Below are 17,844 nucleotides of genomic sequence, written 5' to 3'. Positions count from 1 at the left end.
TTTTCTTTTTATATTCGTAAGTTACTGGTTCGCTTACATACGCTCTAACGTTTCGATTCCAAGAAGCGATAAGCCTTGCTTGATAGTTTTCGCTGTTAGTGCAGCCAGTTTCAAGCGGCTTTGCTTCACAGCTTCATCTTCAGCCACAAGGATAGGGCACGCTTCATAGAAGCTAGAGAATTGACCCGCTAATTCAAATAAGTAGCTACACATGATGTGAGGCTGACCTTCGCGAGCAACAGATTGAACGGCTTCTTCAAACTGAAGCAACTTAGCAATCAATGCTTTCTCTTTTTCTTCGGTCACTTTGATTTCGCCTTGAAGCGAATCCATCGACACACCTGCTTTTGCGAATACAGACGCGACACGAGTGTAGGCGTATTGCATGTAAGGTGCTGTGTTGCCTTCAAATGCCAACATGTTGTCCCAATCAAACACGTAGTCTGTCGTGCGGTGCTTGGACAAGTCAGCGTATTTCACAGCTGCCATGGCAACTGTATTGGCGATCTTGGTTTTCTCTTCTGGGTCTAACCCTGGGTTTTTGGATTCGATGAGCTTTTCAGCGCGCTGTTCTGCTTCGTCCAGTAGATCGGTGAGTTTCACAGACCCGCCAGCACGCGTTTTGAAAGGGCGTCCGTCTTTACCCAGCATCATGCCGAATGCGTGGTGCTCTAGTGAGACGTTTTCAGGGATGTAACCCGCTTTACGAACAATCGTCCAAGCTTGCATTAGGTGCTGATGCTGACGTGAATCGATAAAGTAAAGTACGCGATCTGCGCCCAGTTTTTCGTAGCGGTATTTCGCACATGCAATATCGGTTGTTGTGTATAGGAAGCCGCCATCACGTTTTTGAACGATAACGCCCATAGGCTCGCCATCTTTATTTTTGTATTCGTCTAGGAATACAACTTGTGCTCCGTCATCTTCTTGTGCCAATCCTTTTTCTTTAAGGTCAGCAACAATTTCTGGCAACATGCTGTTGTACATGCTTTCGCCCATCACATCGTTCAGTGATAGCGATACGTTTAAACGGTCGTAGTTGCGCTGGTTTTGAACCATAGTGATGTCGACAAGCTTTTTCCACATTTTTGCGCAGTACTCATCACCACTTTGCAACTTAACAACGTAATTACGCGCTGTTTCAGCGAATGATTCATTTTCATCGTATAGCTTTTTCGATTCGCGGTAGAAGGCTTCCAGATCGGAAAGTTCCATCGACACTTCGCCCGATTCCTTTTGAACACGCTCTAGGTTAGCGATAAGCATACCGAACTGCGTACCCCAGTCGCCGATGTGATTGGCGCGAACCACTTTGTGTCCTAGGAATTCAAGAGTACGAGTGACTGCGTCGCCAATTACCGTTGAACGAATGTGGTGAACCGCCATTTCTTTTGCAACGTTTGGTGCAGAATAATCGGTAACGATGGTTTTTTGTTCGTCTTTTGCTACACCCAAGCGCTCATCAGCTAACGCTGCATCCGCTTGCTCTGCCAAAAACGTTTCGCTTAGGAAGATGTTTATGAAACCAGGACCTGCAATCTCAGTTTTGCTTGCGATACCGTCTAGGTCTAAAACATCCAACACTTTTTGCGCAAATTCTCTAGGGTTAGTGCCTAGCTTTTTAGCTACACCCATAACACCGTTTGCTTGGTAGTCACCAAACTGTGCCTTTGCAGATTGACGAACGGCAGCAGGGCTTCCTGCGGGTGCGCCAGCGGCTTCAAGAGCCTGAGATACTTTGTCGTTAATAAGTGCTTGGATATTCACACGAGCTTCCTTCAATTCTAAGAATTGTTTTGATGCATTCCCGCTGTATTTGAAGTGGGGGAATGGATACTTGTTCTAGTTCACAAAATGGCGTTAATCATATCAACTTTCTTCATTGTCTAGTAGTCAGAAAAAAGCGATTTTTACTACTTTTCAGCTCGATCTTGCTAGTATGGCGAGAAAATCAGACTTTTAGTGAGAACACCATGTCGAAAGTGACGTCACGCTCCGATCTTCTACCCGAAAATATGCTGCTTCAGCTGCCCGATTTTATGGCAAGAATTCAAACCCTTTCTGAGCTCATTGGAATAGACTTATCGGGTTATCAAGCGGATCATATTGCCTTAAGGGTCAACGATCTAGAGGCGGCAACATTCGCGCATAAAAAATGGTCGGAATGGGGAGACGAGATCTCCAGTGCTCAAATTAATGGTCGACCCATCATTGTATTGGAGTTTACTCAACCACTTATGGCAACCGGTTGGTCTATAGAGTGCTTAGAATTGCCTTATCCAGCAGCAGGGAAAAGCTACCCGGTTGAATCATGGGAGCATGTGGAGTTTGTGATTCCATCTGAGGCAAAAACGGCAAATGATTATTTGGCTTTTTTAAAATCGACTTTTCCGAATTTCCAAGAAAAATCCGCTAACTTCGACGAACTGGGCATCAAAGTAAAAGTGTCCAGCCCGAAGGGAGAAGGTGAAAGGCTGCCAAACCCAACGGTAGCATTCAAATATCAGGGAGTTTGCATTAAGCTTCATCCTCATTCTTTAAAAGATGTTGTTGCATCTGAACAAGGTTAGCGCCTGTTGGTAATAGAGTATTGGGTATAAAAAACGGTGAGAGAATGCTCACCGTTTGATTCTTTTGTTTCGTTTATTTTTACGTAATAGAGTTTCCGGTAGATTTACAAGATCACGGTCTTATTGCCATAAACGAACACGTGATCATTGACCACTTTGTTGATGGCTTTGCTTAGTACGTTTTTCTCGACGTCCCGACCCGCTTGTGCCATATCAGAGGCACTGAAGTTGTGATCAACAGGAATCACATCTTGCTTGATGATTGGTCCTTCATCCAAATCATTCGTTACGAAGTGAGCTGTAGCCCCAATGATTTTAACGCCACGATCAAACGCCTGCTGATATGGCTTTGCACCGATAAAGGCAGGCAAAAAGCTATGGTGGATATTGATGATCTTGTGGTGGTATTTTTCAACAAAATCTGGCGTAAGAACACGCATGTACTTGGCAAGGATTAGGTAATCTGCTCCGTAGCTATCAATCACTTCCAACATCTTTTGCTCATGTTCTTCACGAGTTAAATCGACGTGAGAAACATGGTGGTAAGGAATGTCGAACTTTTCCGTCAAATTTTGCAGAGTGTCATAGTTACCAACAACCGCAGCAATATCGATATTTAAGCTGCCATCGTAGTTTTTCATCAGAATGTCACCAATACAGTGTGCTTCTTTAGTAACCAGAATCACCACTTTCTTCCGATCTGACCCGATAAGCCTTCTTTTTGCGCCTTCAGGGAGAGCCTGATCCAAATCTAGCAATAGCGTTTCGTCATTAAAGTAACCTTCGAGCTCCGTTCGCATGAAAAAATGACCACTAGAATTATCAACATATTCATTGTTATGAATAATATTGAGCTGATGCTTATAGCAAATATTCGTGATTTTAGAGATCAATCCGGGAGCGTCGTTGCAGTGCGTAAGTAGCGTTTTTCGTTCCATTTTTTGGGTTACTTCCTGTAATATTTTTTTTGAATTTCGAATAAATTGTTTTGAGACGAGAGTGGGCTTTATAAAAAAGAAATCGCGGTGTGAGCCTCAATATGTTGTCTATAATTAATCTATTATGGCGGTGGTTTCAACAAAATAAGCACGTTCAGGAGTCTGCTGTGAAACTCGTTGAATTTTACTCCTGCATATCAGAGAGGTATTTGCTATGGATAAAGAGCTGTTGGCCCGTCGATTATATGTAGAGCGAGTGACAACCCTTGTTGGCGATCATGATATAGATGAAGACCTTCTTAACCAACTCTGGGAAGAAAAAACAACACCATCTGAAGCGGCACACGCTCTGCTTTCTGATGACACTTTCCAAGGTCCTGCTTGGTTGGAGCGATACTTACAGCGAAAGTGATAAGAGTTTAGGGTCTGTTGATCTTTCGCGGTTAAATTTTGTTCGACTTCTATGCCTTTTAATCGCGGCGCAAGGTGTGACGCCTAGTATTCTAAGCAAATACCTTGCAACAAAGAGTAAAAGGCATAGAAGCGAACCCTTTGGGCAGCATTTGTGGCTTATTTCTACTGCGTTATCGCTCATTGATGTAGAGCGACTACACCGAATAAGCTCTGCCTTGTATAAATCATCCACAAATTGCTGCAAAAATCATCTCGAAAGGTCAACAGACCCTAATAACCCAGTAATGTTACTTCTTGAAGGCGTAAATTTCATTTCGAGTTTGCGTCTTTGTTTTACTTGCTACAAAATTTTACCGCGAAAGATCGACAGCCCCTTATCCCTCGATGAAAACTTCTCTTTCGGGAGTCGCATCTTGGGGTTGTTTGAGTATAATTCCTTCTTTGTTTTCATTCCTAGGTCAACAGACCTTAAGAGCCTATGATCGATAAAACCTTTTCCGCTAGTGGTGCGTTAGGCAAAGCCATTAAAGGGTTTCAGCCCCGACAAGCCCAGCTGGATATGGCTCGTGCCGTCGAAAAGTCGATCAAAGACCAATCTCAGCTAGTGGTAGAAGCTGGAACGGGTACGGGTAAAACCTTTGCCTATTTGGTTCCTGCACTACTCAGTGGTAAGAAAACCATCATCAGCACTGGTTCAAAAAACCTTCAAGAACAGCTTTTTCATCGTGACTTACCCTTAATGGTCGATGCCCTTGGTTATTATGGCAGTGTCGCATTGTTAAAAGGTCGATCCAATTACCTGTGTTTGGATAGATTGAGTCGGCAAATGGTTGAAAGCCACAGCGTAGAAGCGGATTCAACGCTTCTGACCCAATTGGTGAAAGTACGCAGTTGGTCTTCTGAGACTAAAAGTGGTGACTTGGGAGAATGTGATGATATCGCAGAAGATAGCCCAATTATCCCCGACATTACATCGACGAACGATAATTGCTTAGGCAAAGAGTGCCCAAGTTATCAAGACTGTTTTGTGCTTAAAGCGCGAAAGAAAGCCATGGATTCCGATGTCGTTGTTGTGAACCACCATTTATTCCTCGCTGACCTCGCGATAAAAGAAACAGGCTTCGGTGAGCTAATTCCCGAAGCAGATGTGTTTGTATTTGATGAAGCGCACCAAATCCCAGACATTGCGAGCCAATACTTCGGTTCATCTATTTCCAGCCGTCAAATTCAGGAATTGTCTAAAGACATAGAAATTGGGTACCGAACTGAGGCCAAAGACATGCGCCAGTTGCAGAAAGTGGCCGATCGTCTGGTTCAGTCTGCGATGGAAATGAGGCTTGTTTTAGGAGATCCAGGTTTTCGCGGAAATTGGCGAGAAGCGATGAAGTCGCCATCAATAGAGCGTGAGATCACACGTTTGCTTGATGTGTTGGAACTCGCCATTGAAGTGCTAAAAGTTGCGTTAGGTCGAAGCGAACTGCTGGATACGGCTTTTGAGCGAGCGAACGCAATCAAAGCACGAATCGATCGGGTATGCGAAGTCGATATTACTGGCTACTCGTATTGGTTTGAATGTACTCCTCGTCACTTTTCATTGCACATTACCCCTTTGTCTGTCGCCGAGAAATTCCGTGAGCAAGTGGAGATGAAGCAGGGGGCGTGGATATTCACTTCAGCCACATTAGCGGTACAAGATGACTTTAGCCACTTTACCCATCGCTTAGGTTTAGAGCCGCCACAGCAGTTCTCGCTCCCAAGCCCATTCGATTATCAACAACAAGCGCGGCTGTGTGTTCCCAGATACCTTCCGGAGCCAAACAGCCCCGGAATGTCTGAAAGTTTAGCGAGAATGCTCGGACCTGTAATAGAGAAGAACGGTGGACGATGCTTTTTTCTTTGTACCTCCCACAGTATGATGCGCGACTTAGCAGAACGATTTCGTGAGCAGCTGTCGATACCTGTACTGATGCAAGGTGAAACAACTAAGCAAAAATTACTGGCTGAATATTTAGAGCTGGGCAACGCCTTGCTAGTGGCAACGGGAGCTTTTTGGGAAGGGATCGACGTTAGAGGTGACGCATTGAGCTGTGTTATTATTGACAAACTTCCTTTTACTGCACCTGATGATCCTTTGCTCAAAGCACGTATTGAAGATTGTCGTTTGAGTGGGGGAGAACCATTCAATCAGGTTCAAATACCCGATGCAGTGATTACCCTTAAGCAAGGGGTCGGGCGTCTGATTCGAGATAAAAAAGACCAAGGCGCATTGATCATCTGTGATAACCGACTGGTCACACGTGATTATGGGGCAGTCTTTTTGCAAAGTTTGCCACTAATACCAAGAACACGGGATTTAGATGTCGTTAACCAATTTTTGAGCCAAGAGACATGTTCTGAATGAAAAGAAGTGTTTTGACTCAGGTTGGATAGGTTTCAACTAAAACCCCAAATAGATAAATGAATAATTGAGGCGTAAATGAGCGCGAAAATCCTAGCTTTAGACACCGCGACAGAAAACTGTTCTGTTGCATTGATTGTGGATGGAAAATTGTACGCACGAAGTGAAGTCGCCCCGCGAGACCACACTAAGAAAGTGCTACCAATGGTCGATGAAGTACTCAAAGAAGCCAATATTACTCTGCAAGATTTGGATGCGTTGGCATTTGGCCGTGGACCGGGAAGCTTCACCGGTGTTCGAATTGGCATCGGTATTGCACAAGGTTTAGCATTTGGTGCGGATTTGCCTATGATTGGTGTATCCACCATGGAAGCCATGGCGCAAGCGTGTTACCGCCTGCATGGTAAAAACCATGTTGCTAGTGCGATTGATGCCCGAATGAGCGAAGTTTACTGGGGGCGCTATGTGCGTCAAGAAAACGGCGAATGGTTGAAGCAAGAACCTGAATGTGTCGTACCTCCAGCGGTATTAGCGGAAAACTTACAGCGGGATGAAAACGTTTGGACTCAAGCCGGAACCGGTTGGGGTGCGTATTCTGAAGGGCTAGAGTCTTTGCCTCTAGATACGGAAGGCAGCGATGTGCTGTACCCAGACGCGCAAGACATGGTGATATTAGCACAGTTCGAATTTGCAAAAGGCAATACAGTGGCGGTGGAAGATTCCAGCCCAGTATACCTAAGAGACAACGTTACTTGGAAGAAACTACCAGGTAAGGAATAAACGAGAGAGCCTCATAACCAAAAGGTTGTAAGGCTCTGGTCAACGGACCCTAAAAAGGACATCTATGGCTTCCATTAATGGATTACCTCCAGTTGTTGTCCCTAATACCAATAAGACGCAAAAGCAGTCTAAGGTAAAGAAAGAAAAGGGAAAACAACCCGTCAGCCAACCGACTAAGGTGGCGAATGCCGTTGCTCAAACCATCAGGCATGTTGATGAGTCGGAGATTCACCGCGCCCAGATAGAATATGACTTGCCTGAAGGACGTACTCGTAAGGCGATGGAAGAATACATGGGTGTCATGAATCAAGCGAAAAAGGAGGAACTTGCGCAGCTTCTTGGAGTCGATATTTATATCTAATTTTCCCCCAATAATACTCACTTTTGCTTGGTCGTAGGTTCTTATCTTCGAATAGCTAATTGACGTTACTTGGGTGTAACAGTTTGATATAGTTGATATCAGTTCTCATTAACGGAGCATGTTATGTTGGTTCGCCGTTGTCTATTTATTCTTTCCGTATTTCTACTTTCTGCTTGCTCAAGCTTGCCCGAGCAACTTACCGCCCAATCTGAAGAGGTTATTACGGATTACCCAATTTTCGCAGCTCATGAAGGCACCGCCGATGTTCGCCTAGGCGGTATGATCGCCACAGTAACCAATCTATCCGATAAATCTCGTGTTGAAATAGTCAACCTTCCTATCAGTAAAACAGGAAAACCCGATATAAGTACTGACGCAAATGGTCGGTTTGTTGCTTACATCGATGGCTTTATCGACCCTGTGACTTATGCTGAAGGTCGGCTGGTTACCGTTGTTGGAAAATCTCAGCCTACAGAGCAAGGGAAGGTAGGCGAGTTTGACTATACATTCCCTGTAATGAATGCGTATGGCATGCATTTGTGGCGCGTTGAAGAATCTGTGATTGTCCACGACTTTGATTCTTATCTTTACCCTTGTTATGGCATCAATTGTCGGTCAAGCCGAATGGGCTCTAGCCGAGCTAAAGTGATTCAAGAAGTGAAATAATGAAATCTCATCAATATGTGTTAGGCAGTCATTCTACGATTGCCTCGCTAGAATTAGGTGAAGCAAAAACGGCCGCTAAGACGGTCGTTTTTGTTCATGGCTGGATGGATAACTCGGAAAGCTTTACCGGAGTGATGAAAGCACTAAACCGGATTGCTCCAACGCTGCATTTAGTGGCTATTGATTTGCCTGGTCATGGATTGTCTACAGATAAAGGCGCGGACAATTTTTATCCGTTTCACGATTATATAGACGATCTTCATGGTGTTTTGCAGAAATTCTCAGCAAAAGAAACCATTTTGGTTGGGCATTCTCTTGGTGCATTGATTACAAGTTGCTATAGTGCCGCGTTTCCTGAAAAGGTGACAGCTTTGGTTGAAATTGAAGGGTACGGTCCGCTTTCTGAATCTTCTGAAAATTCAACAAAACGGCTGCGCACCGGTGTATTAAGCCGGCATAGATATCGCGAAAAGAAACCGAAAGGTTTATCCGATCCGGAAGATGCTGTTCGCATTCGTTCGATTAACACTCAAGTAGCGCAAGCGCTTATTAGGCCGATGACTTACCGTGCATTAGAGCAAAAAAACGGGCAATGGTATTGGCGACATGATGAAAAGCTTAAATGCGATTCTTTGTACAGAATGAGCGAGCAACAGCGAAACGACATTATCAGTAATATTGAATGCCCGCATTTGATCATTTTAGGTGAAAGTGGCTTTGCGTCTTTGAAAGTTCCCTACTCGCTAAAGAAGGGTGAAAAAGACGAAAAAAGGAAAAAAGACCAAAAGGGCGAAAAAAGATCGCAACCCCATGAAAAATGGGTGTCTATTCCCGGAGGTCACCACTGTCATCTAGAGCATCCAGAAAAAGTCAGCGAGCTGATTATGGATTTGGTTAACAAAATTTAAACAAGTGTTTGATTATTTCGTGTCACAACACGAATGACTGTGCTGTAATAACTCGGCTACAACCATCAGCCAGTCGAATTTGAGGAGTTTATTTGTGGATAAAGTTTGGCTAACACGTTACCCAAGTGATGTACCAGAAACCATTGACCCAGACAGCTACCCATCGTTAGTGGAAATGTTTGAGCAATCGGTACATAAGTTTGCCGACCAGCCTGCCTTTATGAATATGGGCTCAGTCATGACGTTCCGAAAGTTAGAGGAACGCAGTCGCGCATTCGCCGCTTATTTACAAAATGAACTGAAATTGAAAAAAGGCGATCGTGTAGCGATCATGATGCCTAACTTGCTGCAATACCCGATAGCCTTATTTGGTATTTTGCGAGCGGGCTTAATCGCCGTGAATGTTAACCCGCTATATACCCCGCGTGAACTTGAACATCAGCTAATTGATTCTGGTGCGAAAGCCATTGTGATTGTCTCTAACTTTGCGAATACGTTAGAACAAGTCGTTGATAACACCCCAATCAAACACGTGATTTTAACCAGCCTTGGACAGATGCTTCCTCGTGCGAAAGGGACATTGGTCGATTTCGTGGTGAAATATGTGAAAGGCATGGTACCAAAGTACGATTTGCCAAATGCCATTTCATTCCGTAAAGCGATTCGAAAAGGTCGCCGAGAGCAATATGTGAAGCCATTTATGTCTGGTGATGATATTGCCTTTTTGCAATACACGGGTGGCACAACAGGCGTGGCAAAAGGCGCGGTACTGACTCACCGCAATATGCTCGCAAATGTCATGCAAGCGAAAGGGGCTTATGGACCTGTGTTAACTGAAGGTCGTGAGTTAGTCGTGACCGCACTGCCGCTTTATCACATCTTTGCGCTTACCGTGAACTGCCTACTGTTCATTGAGTTGGGTGGAAGAAACCTAATGATCACGAACCCACGTGATATTCCAGGCTTCGTAAAAGAGCTTCAAAAATACCCGTTTACCGCTATTACAGGCGTGAATACGTTATTCAATGCGTTAGTCAACAATGAAGACTTTAAAGAGTTAGATTTCAGCCGGATGAGCATTGCCGTTGGTGGTGGAATGGCTGTTCAACGTGCCGTGGCCGATAAATGGAAAGACATTACGGGCGGATTCCTACTGGAAGGGTATGGTTTAACAGAATGTGCACCATTGGTTGCCGCTAACCCTCATGACTCAACGGAATACAACGGCGCGATTGGTTTGCCTGTTCCTTCCACCGATGTTCGAATCATTGATGATGAAGGCAACGTATTGCCAAATGATCAGGTTGGTGAGCTTCAAGTTCGAGGCCCGCAAGTTATGCAGGGTTACTGGCAGCGACCTGAAGCCACCAAAGAAGTGATCGACCATGACGGCTGGCTGTCGACAGGCGATATCGTAAAGTTTGATGAGGAAGGATTCCTTCATATCGTCGATCGCAAGAAAGACATGATTCTGGTTTCTGGTTTTAATGTGTACCCTAATGAAATTGAAGATGTGGTTTCGTTACACGGAAAAGTGCTTGAAGTTGCTGCCATTGGCGAACCGCATGAAGTCTCTGGTGAAGTGGTGAAGATCTGTGTTGTTAAACGAGATCCGAGCTTAACGAAAGACGAATTGATCAGCCATTGCCGTGAATATCTTACTGGCTATAAAATCCCTAAAATTGTCGAATTCAGAGATGATTTACCCAAAACTAACGTGGGCAAAATCTTAAGACGTGCACTTCGTGAAGAAAACACAAAGGCTGAGACTGCATAAATGCGCGGTTTTATGCTGTAAAACTGGTTGAAAGACCAGCATAACTTATCTCGGAATGTTAAAGTGTCGGCAACTGCCGGCATTTTTTATGCTCATTAATTTTCTATACTTACATCAAACGCAAGTTGTTCTTAGCAGCGAGCAAATACGACTTTGCTGGGTTTATAAAGTAACTTAGCCCTGAATATAGAACGAATAACAATTAAGAGATTCAAGTGAACTATCAGATAGTAGATACAAAAGAAGCATTGGAAGCTGTTTGCCTGTCCGCCCGCGAAGTCGATACCGTTATGCTAGATACGGAATTTGTTAGAACTCGCACCTTCTACCCTCAGTTAGGTCTAATTCAACTCTTCGATGGTACGACACTGTCTTTGATTGATCCTACCGTTATTGATGAGATGGATGCATTCGAAGCGTTATTAAAAGACACCTCGGTATTGAAAGTTCTGCATGCGTGTGGAGAAGATTTAGAAGTATTTGCTCATGTATTTGGAGCAATACCAGTCCCAATGATGGACACTCAGATTATGGCTGCGTTTCTTGGACATGGTTTATCCACTGGCTTTGCAGCGTTAGTAAACGAATACTTGGGCGTGGAACTGGACAAAAGCGAAGCGCGTACAGACTGGCTAGCAAGACCGCTTACTAGCAAGCAATTGGAATACGCAGCAGCAGATGTACACTACCTTCTGCCTATGTTTGAAAAATTGGAAGCGGCAGTCCGCGAGGCAGGCTGGTGGGAAGCCGCTCAACAGGAATCGGATCTCATTGCTTCTAAGCGTGTGGTTACACACGTTCCAGAAAAGGCTTATCAAGACATAAAAGGCGCTTGGCAGCTTCGCCCTAATCAACTGGCTATTCTTAAAATCCTTGCCCAGTGGCGCTTAGAGGAAGCACTTAAGCGTGATATCGCATTAAATTTTGTTTTCCGTGAGCAGAATTTGTGGGCAGCAGCGCGATTTGGTATCAAGAGCTTGAAGCGTATGGAGCAAGAAGGTTTTGATCACCGCGAAATTCGTCGCCATGGCAACACAGTTATTGCGATGGTAAAAAAAGGCGAGCAAGTGCCTGAAGATGAATACCCTGATGTGGTTGAAAGGCTGATGGACAAACCAGAATACAAACAATTGTTCAAACAGCTTAAAGATGAAGTAAAGAAAGCGTCTCAGAAGAGTGGATTGGCGACGGAATTCCTCGCTTCCAAAAAACAGCTTAATCAGCTGATCACTTGGGTATGGAAAAAGGATCGTAATCCTTCCAATATGCCAGATGTAATGACAAGTTGGCGCAAAGAGTTATTTGGTGAACAGCTGAATAAATTGCTTTAGAAGTTTTCTATTTTTAATACCCATGCACCCTGAGGTTACTTGGGTATAAGTTTATTTGGGTGTAAAAGCACTGAGGCTCAGTATTACACTGAGCCTCTTTTCATTTGTCTTCCCTTTTGTTTTCACGCTTCGCTATTTTGACTGTTTATCAAGGCTTCAATTTTGGGCAGCAACGCTTTGAGCTGAGCTAGCGTATTGAGTAACTCAGGTTTCGCTCCGAGCTTGGAATGATTTTCGATTTCTTGTGTCAATTTGTACAGCTCGTCTAGCCCTATTGTGGAAGCAGAAGATTTCAACTTGTGGGCAATGTTTGCTACAACGCTCATTTCAAACTCTTCGCTTTCAACGTCTGCTAAAGCTTGGTATTGGGGTAAGCTCAATTGCATAAAATCATTAACGCTCTGCTTGTAGGCATTCATATCACCGCCAAATATGGTATCAACCACTTCTAGGTTCATCGCCACTCCTGAGCTGGTGGCTGTGTCTGAACTTGGCATCCAGTCGTGAAGCATCCGTTTGAGTTTTTCCAATTCAATAGGCTTTGGAAGGTAATCATCCATTCCTGCAGTTAAGCATTTCTTAGCTTCACCAATCATTGCATTAGCAGTTACAGCGATGATGGGAATTCTTCGTCCTTTTTCGATTTGTTTTTGGCGAAGAGCGGAAGTGAGCTCATATCCATCACATTCTGGCATGTGGCAATCGGTTAGTACCAAATCAAAGTCATATTGTTCATAAATGGTTTGTGCCTGTAAGCCTTCGTCTGCAAGTTTGCATTCGTAGCCCAATGCTTTGAGCTGTTTTCTGATTACTTCTTGGTTTACTGGGTTATCTTCTGCCACCAAAATGAGCCCTTTTGATTCTCCAGCACTGAGTTCCTTGAACTCCATTTGTTCTTCGGTATGTGGCGCTATATCGAATGGGCTTTCCATGCCTGTCACAACTCGCAATCCGTATCTTAGGTTTGAAAGCTTGAGAGGTTGAGCGGAAATAGAGAAGGTTCGCTCGCTAATTTGCGAGGAAATATTCGCGTGAGGCAGTAATTCCAAATATTTAATGGAATCGTGTAACGCTTCTGGTTCTATCGCTACTAAGTCAGCAAGACTGTCCGTAATGATGATGCAATGAGGGTCAGTAAGTTTGAGGCTCGGGAACAGGTGGCGATCCAGTTTTTTCCAAGGGACACAAAGTGTTTTCAGGTAGCTTGGAAGATGGCTGTTTAGCCAGTCAGTCGATAAGTCGACGTACACCTGAGTTTCAGCGATATGTACTGGGTTTACGCGATTGCTTGGATCTTGAGAGAATGGGAAAGTCAGGTGAATACTGAATGTTGTTCCAATTCCAAACGTGCTGTTTACAGAGATTTCTCCCCCCATGAGCTCAGTTAAGTGCTTCGATATCGATAAGCCTAATCCTGTTCCACCAAAGCGACGTGTTGTATCTGATTCCGCTTGTGTAAACGGAGTGAACAGGGTGCTTATTTGATCTTGATGAATACCGATTCCATTATCTTTAATATCGAATTGAATGGTGATCTCATTAATATCAATAAAATAGGCATGAACCTCGAGTGAGACTTCGCCACGTCTGGACAGTTTTGACGAGAATTTAATAGCATTGCCAATAATGTTAAACAATATCTGACGCAACCGAACCGGATCGCCTAATACTTCTTCTGGTAGCTCTGGGTCTATATAAAGCTGGAAAACAATGCCCGCATTTTCTGCGCTTGGCGATAGAGTAGCGACAACATTTTCCAGTGTTTCTCGAAGAGGAAGCGTTGTTTGCTCTACATCGAGTTTACCTGCCTCTATCTTAGAAAAGTCGAGTATATCGTTAATGATATTCAGCAGTGAAAAAGAAGACTCTCGAACGGTTTTAAGCATCCTTTGCTGTTCGCGGTTGACTCTAGTGGTATTGAGTAAGTCAATCATGCCTATAATGCCATTCATTGGGGTACGAATTTCGTGGCTCATGGTAGCCAAGAAGTTGGCTTTTGCCTTCGTTGCAGATTCGGCGTTGTCGCGTGCGATGATCACTTCCTGCTGATATTGATTCCTTTCTATCTGATTTTGACGAAACGCTTCAAGCATTCTCGCCATTTCCCCGACTTCATCACTGCGATAGCGATAGGGTACTTTGATACTGGTATCGCCTTTTATAAGGCTTTTCATCTGCTGGTTGATGGTGAGAAGTGGTGCACTAATAGAGCGATAAATGTAGATAGTCACGACGGTACAAAATACTAGAACGGCGAAGATAGAGCCAAATAAGAAATAGTTATAATTGTTGGTTAGGTTATCGAGAACAGTGAGCCTTTCCGTCATTTGGCTATCTAGACGAGCACTTAATAAACCAATGGTATCGGAAAGCTGCTTGTATTCTTGCCCCGTTACTTCTTCTGCAATTTTAAGGACACCTTGCTTATCGTTATTATTATAGCGTTCAAATACTTCGAAGCCGCCATTGCGCATAACTCGTAGCTCCGCACGAAGTGTTTCAATGAGTTCATGAGAAGAAGGTTCGTTAAGCAAATATTTGAGCCAGGTAAGTAAGAACTCAGCCCTTTGAATGTAGGTTGAAAATTCTTCCTTTACGCCTTGGGCGCCTAATACATACACCCTCAATTGCTGATTAAGATCGTTAATCAGTTCAAAAAACTCATCGCTTTGAAGAGAAAGCTTAGAAGAATGAGCATTGGATTCCAGTTTTTGGACTTTTTCGGCAAGGTTAAGTAGCGATTGACCAGTGGTATTTACCAGCGAGTTTACTTGAGATCTTGCCCAAATTTCATCGTTGGGATTATAGGAAGAAAAAATATCGAGCTTAACGCGATTTTCGAACTGAAAAAAAAGACTGCCCAGTTCTTGTACCGTATTAATATCGATTGATTCTGATTTTTCAATCACATCTAGGTAATGAAAGAACTGTTCTCGGTTTTTATCAAACGATTCAGCACGTGTGGCATCACCTAAAATGTAATGCAACATGTCCGCGTTCATATCACCAATTTCATCCAGCATGTTTACAGCGGCAAGTTCACCAGGAATATTCTGTCTGCTAATCGTTGCATTATTTTCCTGAACTTGAGAATAAAGCTGAAAACTAAGGATCGCTTTAGTGACAACTATCGCCGCAATTGCCACCATAGCAATCGTTATCTTGCCGGAGATCATCTGCCATTTGGTAATGAAATAGCTCATAATCGTTCACCACAATTATAAAATGTAACTTTTTGTAACATATTTTGTATGCTAAAGTAAGTTAAATATCAATACAAAATCATTGGAATTTGCCGGAGGTCGTAACCCAAAAATGACAGAGCAATCGTTTGAGCAACTGCATGTTCTGGTAATTGATGATGATCCCTTTATATTGAATATGCTTGAGAGAGCACTGAGCTCCATGGGGATTGTTCAAATTACCTTAACCACGAATTCTGTCGAAGGAGCGGAGGCGATCTCCTGTCAGCTCAATCCAGTCAATGTAGTTATTTCTGATTTGAACATGCCGTCTTTAGATGGTGTCGAGTTAATCCGCCATATGGAAGCACTACACCATAGCGCTTCGCTGATTTTGATCAGCGGTGAAGACGATCGAATTTTGCAAACCGCCGTTAAAATCGCTCAGGAAAGAGGAATCCCTGTACTCGGGGCATTGTCTAAACCTATCAATACTGAAGAGTTGAAACGCATGTTCAGTTCTTCCGGCTTGATGGGGGGCAACCAAGGATACCGAGTGAATCTCACGGCGATTGGTGCTGAATTAAGGCAAGCCATAGTAAAAGGCGATATTGTTCCTCACTATCAGCCTCAGCTTTGTATTCAAAGCAGACAAGTCGTCGGGGTGGAAGCACTTGCTCGTTGGAATCACCCTGAAAGAGGCACCATCCCACCAAACGTATTTATCCCAATTGCCGAGAAATTAGGTTTAATAAATCACTTAACTGAGATGATTTTCAAACAGGGCATTGCTGATTTGGCTCGTTGGAAAGCGAATGGCTGGGACTTGATGTTGTCGGTGAATTTCTCTCATTACTGTCTATCGAATTTGGAGATTCCTAGACAAGTGAAAGAATTGGTGATGGAGCACGATATTCCAGCGCACCATATCGTAATCGAAATTACAGAATCATTACTCAGTAAAGATGCAACAACCAGCTTGGATATTCTGACTCGCTTCCGGTTAAAGGGCTTTGGGTTGTCTATTGATGACTTTGGTACTGGGTTTTCCACGATGGAGCAATTACAGCGAGTTCCGTTTACTGAACTTAAGTTGGATCGCTCTTTCGTTCATGAAGCTGAAAATAGCAAGGTAAGCAAAGCCATTATTGAAACCAGCTTATCGTTAGCAAAGAAATTAGAAATATCGACAGTGGCAGAAGGTGTTGAGACATTCCGAGAGCTGGAGTTTGTCATGAACAATGGTTGTGATTTGGTTCAAGGGTACTATGTATCCCCACCGATGAAAGTGGAAGATTTTGAGCAATGGTTGAGTGATAACCAAAGCTTTGATCACTTGTTCAAACCACCTGTTTCGGATTAGCTGATTGCTAGCAACAGACTCTAAGAATTTTTAGTAAAAAAACAGCGGCTGAGTTAGCCGCTGTTTTTTATTACTTATCTTCGTCGGGCAGCTTCACATTGAGTTCTAGCACTGACAAATCATCATCATTTTGTTCAAGCGTTACATTGACCATTTCAGGGTCGATGTCGACATATTTACTGATGACTTTTAGAATATCTTCTTTCAGTTGCGGTAAGTAGGTTGGGGCATCGGACCCTTCCTTACGACGCTCTGCAACAATTATCTGCAGGCGCTCTTTAGCAACATTGGCGGATGTTTTCTTTTGTGGTCGGAAAAACTCCAATAAAGACATAATTAGCCTCCAAATAGTCGTTTAAAGATGCCTTTCTTTTGCTCCGTTAAGAAGCGGAACGCTCTTTCATTGCCCAGTAAGCGCTCAACTGCATCATCGTAGGCGAGACCAGCATCAGATTCGTCATCAAAAATCACTGGCACACCTTTATTCGATGCATTCAGAACCGCTTGGCTTTCTGGAATCACACCCAATAGAGAAATGTGCAGAATTTCTTCCACGTCTTCGACACTCAACATTTCGCCTAGTGTTACGCGTTCTGGGTTGTAGCGAGTTAACAGCAAGTGCTGTTTTACTGGCTCTAACCCTTCTTCTGCGCGTCGGCTCTTTGAGTCAAGTATTCCTAGAATTCGGTCAGAATCACGCACTGACGAAACTTCAGGGTTCGTCGTAACAATGGCTTCATCTGCAAAGTATAGTGCCATGAGCGCACCTTGCTCGATGCCCGCAGGTGAATCGCAAATGATGAAATCAAAGCCCATTTCATCCAACTCAGTCAAAATTCGTTGTACGCCTTCTTTTGTTAGCGCGTCTTTATCACGAGTTTGTGAAGCAGGAAGAATGAACAAATTTTCAGTGCGCTTGTCCTTAATCATAGCTTGATTAAGTGTGGCTTCACCGTTGATAACATTAACGAAATCGTAAACTACTCGGCGTTCACAACCCATAATCAGGTCGAGGTTACGTAAGCCAATATCAAAGTCGATGACGGCCGTTTTTTTACCTTTGAGAGCGAGCCCAGAGGCGATCGCTGCGCTAGAGGTGGTTTTACCAACGCCACCTTTACCTGATGTAACAACAATGATGCGTGCCATCAAATTT

Annotated in this window: 15 protein-coding genes; 10 read left to right on the top strand and 5 right to left on the bottom strand. The window is 43.7% G+C overall.

The features are described from left to right. Positions 1 to 33: 33 nt before the first annotated feature. Positions 34 to 1,767 carry an arginine--tRNA ligase gene (gene argS, locus Q8W40_RS02345; protein ID WP_305395714.1) on the bottom strand — a complete coding sequence of 578 codons (1,734 nt, stop codon included), beginning with the start codon at positions 1,765 to 1,767 and terminating at the stop codon, positions 34 to 36. A 206-nt stretch (positions 1,768 to 1,973) separates the two neighbouring features. On the opposite strand from argS, the gene Q8W40_RS02340 reads away from it, so the two are divergent. Further along, positions 1,974 to 2,570 (top strand): VOC family protein, encoded by a 597-nt coding sequence (locus tag Q8W40_RS02340; protein WP_305395713.1) that lies wholly within the window; start codon positions 1,974 to 1,976, stop codon positions 2,568 to 2,570. A 104-nt stretch (positions 2,571 to 2,674) separates the two neighbouring features. Here Q8W40_RS02340 and purU read toward each other — a convergent pair whose 3' ends face one another. Continuing rightward, on the bottom strand, positions 2,675 to 3,508 hold the full coding sequence (gene purU, locus Q8W40_RS02335) for a formyltetrahydrofolate deformylase (protein WP_305395712.1): 834 nt from the start codon (positions 3,506 to 3,508) through the stop codon (positions 2,675 to 2,677). 214 nt (positions 3,509 to 3,722) lie between these two features. Here purU and Q8W40_RS02330 point away from each other — a divergent pair, with 214 nt between their 5' ends. From Q8W40_RS02330 to rnd, 8 genes are all read left to right on the top strand, one after another. Continuing rightward, the gene (locus Q8W40_RS02330; protein WP_305395711.1) at positions 3,723 to 3,920 is read left to right on the top strand and encodes a hypothetical protein; all 198 of its coding nucleotides are present in this window, start codon (positions 3,723 to 3,725) and stop codon (positions 3,918 to 3,920) included. A gap of 480 nt (positions 3,921 to 4,400) precedes the next feature. Beyond that, positions 4,401 to 6,323 carry an ATP-dependent DNA helicase gene (locus Q8W40_RS02325; protein WP_305395710.1) on the top strand — a complete coding sequence of 641 codons (1,923 nt, stop codon included), beginning with the start codon at positions 4,401 to 4,403 and terminating at the stop codon, positions 6,321 to 6,323. 75 nt (positions 6,324 to 6,398) lie between these two features. Further along, positions 6,399 to 7,100: a tRNA (adenosine(37)-N6)-threonylcarbamoyltransferase complex dimerization subunit type 1 TsaB gene (gene tsaB / locus Q8W40_RS02320; protein ID WP_305395709.1), complete on the top strand. Its 702-nt coding sequence runs from the start codon at positions 6,399 to 6,401 to the stop codon at positions 7,098 to 7,100. Between the two features lie 64 nt (positions 7,101 to 7,164). Continuing rightward, positions 7,165 to 7,461: a chromosome partitioning protein ParA gene (locus tag Q8W40_RS02315; RefSeq protein ID WP_305395708.1), complete on the top strand. Its 297-nt coding sequence runs from the start codon at positions 7,165 to 7,167 to the stop codon at positions 7,459 to 7,461. A 123-nt stretch (positions 7,462 to 7,584) separates the two neighbouring features. Further along, positions 7,585 to 8,127, top strand: coding sequence for a Slp family lipoprotein (locus tag Q8W40_RS02310; RefSeq protein ID WP_305395707.1), 543 nt, complete (start codon positions 7,585 to 7,587; stop codon positions 8,125 to 8,127). After that, positions 8,127 to 9,035, top strand: a complete 909-nt coding sequence (locus tag Q8W40_RS02305) for an alpha/beta fold hydrolase (RefSeq protein WP_305395706.1) — start codon at positions 8,127 to 8,129, stop codon at positions 9,033 to 9,035. The genes Q8W40_RS02310 and Q8W40_RS02305 overlap by 1 nt, the downstream gene beginning before the upstream one ends. A gap of 94 nt (positions 9,036 to 9,129) precedes the next feature. Beyond that, positions 9,130 to 10,812, top strand: a complete 1,683-nt coding sequence (gene fadD / locus Q8W40_RS02300) for a long-chain-fatty-acid--CoA ligase FadD (RefSeq protein WP_305395705.1) — start codon at positions 9,130 to 9,132, stop codon at positions 10,810 to 10,812. A 215-nt stretch (positions 10,813 to 11,027) separates the two neighbouring features. Then, on the top strand, positions 11,028 to 12,143 hold the full coding sequence (gene rnd, locus Q8W40_RS02295; RefSeq protein ID WP_305395704.1) for a ribonuclease D: 1,116 nt from the start codon (positions 11,028 to 11,030) through the stop codon (positions 12,141 to 12,143). Between the two features lie 122 nt (positions 12,144 to 12,265). Here the strand turns inward: rnd and Q8W40_RS02290 are convergent, their stop codons facing one another. Then, on the bottom strand, positions 12,266 to 15,346 hold the full coding sequence (locus Q8W40_RS02290) for a hybrid sensor histidine kinase/response regulator (protein WP_305395703.1): 3,081 nt from the start codon (positions 15,344 to 15,346) through the stop codon (positions 12,266 to 12,268). Positions 15,347 to 15,458: 112 nt separating this feature from the next. On the opposite strand from Q8W40_RS02290, the gene Q8W40_RS02285 reads away from it, so the two are divergent. Continuing rightward, positions 15,459 to 16,688 (top strand): GGDEF/EAL domain-containing response regulator, encoded by a 1,230-nt coding sequence (locus Q8W40_RS02285; RefSeq protein WP_305395702.1) that lies wholly within the window; start codon positions 15,459 to 15,461, stop codon positions 16,686 to 16,688. A 70-nt stretch (positions 16,689 to 16,758) separates the two neighbouring features. Here the strand turns inward: Q8W40_RS02285 and minE are convergent, their stop codons facing one another. Beyond that, entirely contained in the window at positions 16,759 to 17,022 is a 264-nt protein-coding gene (gene minE, locus Q8W40_RS02280; RefSeq protein WP_101113554.1) for a cell division topological specificity factor MinE, read from the bottom strand. Between the two features lie 2 nt (positions 17,023 to 17,024). Beyond that, a complete protein-coding gene (gene minD / locus Q8W40_RS02275; RefSeq protein WP_101113555.1) occupies positions 17,025 to 17,837 on the bottom strand; it encodes a septum site-determining protein MinD in 813 nt (270 codons plus the stop codon). Positions 17,838 to 17,844 lie beyond the last annotated feature (7 nt).

This window comes from Vibrio penaeicida (genome assembly GCF_030689305.1).
GTDB classification, from domain to species: domain Bacteria; phylum Pseudomonadota; class Gammaproteobacteria; order Enterobacterales; family Vibrionaceae; genus Vibrio; species Vibrio penaeicida_B.
The sequence above is the reverse complement of the archived record's forward strand: the minus strand, read 5'-3'. Positions and strand labels throughout refer to the sequence as shown.